The 3,303-nt window shown below is 72.3% G+C and carries 4 protein-coding genes; all 4 read left to right on the forward strand.

What is annotated here, in order from left to right:
• Positions 1-1,357: molybdopterin dinucleotide binding domain-containing protein (locus tag VF665_RS10960; protein WP_331053470.1), on the forward strand; the 1,357-nt coding region annotated here is incomplete at its 5' end.
• Positions 1,354-2,241: a formate dehydrogenase accessory sulfurtransferase FdhD gene (fdhD, locus tag VF665_RS10965; RefSeq protein WP_331053471.1), complete on the forward strand. Its 888-nt coding sequence runs from the start codon at positions 1,354-1,356 to the stop codon at positions 2,239-2,241. The genes VF665_RS10960 and fdhD, both read left to right, overlap by 4 nt.
• Entirely contained in the window at positions 2,241-2,966 is a 726-nt protein-coding gene (locus VF665_RS10970) for an AMIN-like domain-containing (lipo)protein (RefSeq protein WP_331053472.1), read from the forward strand. Before fdhD ends, VF665_RS10970 begins: the two co-directional genes overlap by 1 nt.
• 106 nt (positions 2,967-3,072) lie before the next feature.
• A partial coding sequence (locus tag VF665_RS10975; RefSeq protein WP_331053473.1) for a hypothetical protein occupies positions 3,073-3,303 on the forward strand: 231 nt, incomplete at its 3' end.

The raw sequence follows: 3,303 nt of genomic DNA on the forward strand, positions 1-3,303 counted from the left end.
CGCCGATTGGGACGAACTCGTCGAAGCCAGTGGCATCACACGCGAGCAGATGCGCCAGGCCGCCGACATCGCCGTGCAGTCACAGCGCACCATCGTCTGCTGGGCGATGGGGCTCACGCAGCACGAGAACGCGGTCGACAACATCATCGCCTGCAGCAACCTGCTGCTGCTGCGCGGCAACGTGGGGCGGCCGGGCGCGGGCCCGTGCCCCGTGCGCGGCCACAGCAACGTGCAGGGCGACCGCACCATGGGGATCGACCACAATCCTCCGCCGTGGATCGAGGCGCTCGAACGCGAGTTCGACTTCGCGGCGCCGCGCGCGCCGGGGCTGGACGTAGCCGGCGCCATTCCCGCCATGGCGGAAGGCCGCATCCGCTTCTTCATGACCATGGGCGGCAACTTCCTGAGCGCGTCGCCCGACACCGCACTCGTAGGCGAGGGGCTGGGGCGCATTCCCGTTTCCGTTCACGTCACCACCAAGCTGAACCGCACACACGTCAGCGGCGGCGGCGAGGTGATGATCTGGCCCTGCCTGGGGCGCACGGAGATGGACGTGCAGGCCGCCGGCCCGCAGTTCGTCACGGTGGAAGATTCCATGAGCGTCGTTCACTCGTCGCAGGGGCGCAACCGCCCCGCGTCGCCCCACCTGCGCAGCGAGCCGGCCATCGTGGCCGGCCTGGCAATGGCGGCGCTCCCGCACGGCGGCGGGGTGGACTGGGCGGGAATGGCGGGGGACTACGACCGCATCCGCGAATCCATCGCCCGGGTGGTTCCTGGATTCGAGGACTTCAACCGCCGCGTGCGCGAGCCGGCGGGCTTCGTGCTGCGCAACACGGCGGCGCACCGCGAGTGGAAGACGGAAACGGGGCGCGCCAACCTGGTCGCCACCCCGCTGCCGTCCATCCGACTGGGCGAAGGGCAGCTGCGGCTGTTCACAATCCGCTCGCACGACCAGTACAACACCACCATCTACGGGCTGGATGACCGGTACCGCGGCATCAAGCAGGCGCGCCGCGTGATCCTGATGCACGCGGACGACATCGCCCAGCGCGGGCTGCGCGCGGGCGACTGGGTGGACGTGCGCTCGCACGGCACGGACGGGCGCGAGCGGGAGGCGCCGCGCTTTCGCGTGGTGGAGTACGACGTCCCGAAGGGAAGCGCAGCCGCGTACTTTCCGGAGGCGAACGTGCTCGTCCCCATCGGCAGCCGGGACCGGCGCAGCAACACGCCGTCCAGCAAGATGATTCCCGTCACCGTGCACCCCGCGCGCCCCGGCGTGGACGTGGTGGGCGCGGACGAGCGATTGGTGCACCGCGCCGCGGCGGAGGCATCGCACCTGACCGGCGCCGCGGTGTGAGCGGCGACCGGCGGAGCACGGCGCGCAGCCGCGTGGAGCGTGTTTCCGTCTCCGCCAACGGCGCCCTTCGCCGCGTGCGCGACGACCTGCTGGCCACGGAAGAGCCGCTGGAAATCCGCGTCCTGCGTGCGGAAGACGCATCGCAGTCCGTGGACGAGGCGGCCACGCGCGTTGCGGTGACCATGAGGACGCCCGGCGCGGACTTCGAGCTCGCGGCGGGCTTTCTGTACGGCGAGGGGTTGATCGACGGGCCCGGCGCCGTCGCCGCCATCCGCTACTGCACGGAGGCAGAGCAGCGGTACAACGTTGTCAACGTCGTGCTGGCACCCGGCGCGCCCTGGAACGCGGACGGCCTTGCCCGCAACTTCTACACGACCAGCAGCTGCGGGGTGTGCGGCAAGGCGTCCATCGACGCGGTGATGGGCGCCGCCTGCCCGCGGACGGGCCCGGGGCCGTGCGTGGACCCCGCCGTGATCGTCGCGCTCCCCGACCGGCTGCGTGAGGCACAGGCGGTGTTCGAGCGGACGGGGGGATTGCACGCGGCCGCCCAGTTTACGCCGGAGGGCGGACTGGTGCGCATTCGCGAAGACGTGGGCCGCCACAACGCGATGGACAAGCTGGTAGGCGCCGCGCTGCTGGCCGGAGAGGTGCCGCTGGAGGGTGCGGTGGTGCTGGTGAGCGGGCGCACCAGCTTTGAGCTGGTGCAGAAGGCCGCGCGGGCGGGGGTCACGGTGCTGGCGGGGGTTTCGGCCCCCAGCAGCCTGGCCGTGCGCCTGGCGCAGGAAACGGGAATGACGCTCGCGGGATTCGTTCGCGGGCCGGGATTCAACATCTACGCGGGCGGCGCGCGCATCGGCCGCCCCGCGGGAGCAGCGACCGGGTGATGACGGGAACGGCAAGGGCGGGGATGATGGGGCTGCTGCTGCTGGCGGCCGCGTGCGGCGACCAGGGCGGCGAGCTGCGCGACGCCACGGAGCGGCGCCGGGCCGCCGCCGCGGAGGCGCACGACGACTCGGTGCAGGACGGCACCGCGCCGCCGGACGCGCGGATCCCCGCCTTTGTGCTGAACGACTCCGCTCCCGCCACCGCGGCCCCGCTGGCGACCCCGGCGGACAGCACGGCCGCCCCGGCGGCGCCTCCCGCCGCGGACAGCGCGCCCGCCGCGCCCGCCGCGCAGCCGCTCGGGGAGTGGACGGCGGGCGGAACCACGGCGCGGCGCCGCGCGGGAACGGTCACGCTGCGCGGCCTGCGCGCGGGGGTGAACACCGGGTTTGACCGCGTGGTGCTGGACTTTGGCGCCGACCCGGTGCCGGGGTACCGCGTGGAGTACATCGATACGCCCACCGAGTGCGGGTCGGGCGAGCCCAGCGCGGTGGCGGGCGGCGCCTTTCTGGCCGTCACCCTGCGCGGCGCGCAGGCGCACGAGGAGGGCGGGCGCGCCACCGTGGCCCGCGAGCGCCGCGTGAACATGCCCATTCTGCGCGAGATGCAGGTGACGTGCGACTTCGAGGGCGAGGTGCAGGTGGTGCTGGGCACCGCCGCCCGCGGCCGATACCGGGTGACGGAACTCGGCACTCCCTCCCGCCTGATCGTGGACCTGCAGCCGTAGACATGTAACGCCTGTGGCCCCTTCTACGCCCGTTGAACGAGCCCGTCCAGAGCGTTAGATTGGTTGCTCCGAGTTGGACGCTCGTTCACCCACGCGGAGGAGCCCCATGCCGCTCGTCCTCAATCCGTCCCCAGACCTGCTGCACGCGCTGCAAGTGGAGGCGATCAACACCGAGTGCGCGGTGGAGGAGCTTTCCGAGGCGCTGCTGCACGTCGCCATGGTTCTGCTGGCCGAGTACGACCCCAGCACGCTCCCGGAAGCCGCCGTGCGGATTCTCCGGGACCGCGAACTGGTGACTTCCGAGGCGGTGGCCGAAGCCTTTGACGACTACATCAGG

The sequence above is a fragment of the Longimicrobium sp. genome, from assembly GCF_036387355.1.
GTDB lineage: Bacteria > Gemmatimonadota > Gemmatimonadetes > Longimicrobiales > Longimicrobiaceae > Longimicrobium.